Genomic DNA, 683 nt, shown 5'->3' on the forward strand with positions numbered 1-683 from the left:
TTATTAGTTAATAATTTAGTTTTAAGGTGAGTAAGATGAAAAGATGGTCGGAAGAGAAAGCGTGGCAATGGCAAAAAGAGCATGGCTGGCTACGTGGCTTTAACTATTTACCGCGCACAGCGGTTAACTGGAATGAGATGTGGCAAGCGGACTCCTTTGCTCCTGAGGTGATGGAACAAGAGTTAGCTTGGGCGCATGATGTGGGTTACAACACTTTACGTACCAACTTACCATTTATAGTTTGGCAAGCGGATCGCGATGGTTTACATGCGCGAATTGAGCGCTTTCTGGATATTTGCGAACGCAATCAAATCAAAGTGATGCTTACGCCGATGGATGACTGCGGTTTTTCGGGCGACCACCCTTATCTTGGTGAACAAAAAGCGCCCGTACCTGATTTGCACAACAGCCAAGCAGCAGCAAGTCCTGGTCGCAATGTGGTGATGGACAAATCTATGTGGGGTGAGGTCGAAGCGTATATTCGCGACATCATCTCTACCTACAAAAATGACCCTCGAATCGTTATTTGGGATCTCTATAACGAGCCAACCAACCGCATGATTTTCACCACCACGGGTGAGATCGCTTACGACGAAGAAATGGAAACCTTTAGTCATGAGCTGATGGAACAAGCGTTTGAGTGGGCACGTGAAGAAAACCCAACTCAGCCTCTTACCGTCGGC

1 protein-coding gene is annotated in these 683 nt (G+C 47.0%); it reads left to right on the forward strand.

Annotated features, from left to right (window positions below; all coding sequences use genetic code 11):
- Positions 1-35: 35 nt before the first annotated feature.
- On the forward strand, positions 36-683 hold a 648-nt coding region (locus R7Q11_RS26585; RefSeq protein WP_225467049.1), incomplete at its 3' end, for an endo-1,4-beta-xylanase.

This window comes from Vibrio sp. 970 (assembly GCF_033339075.1).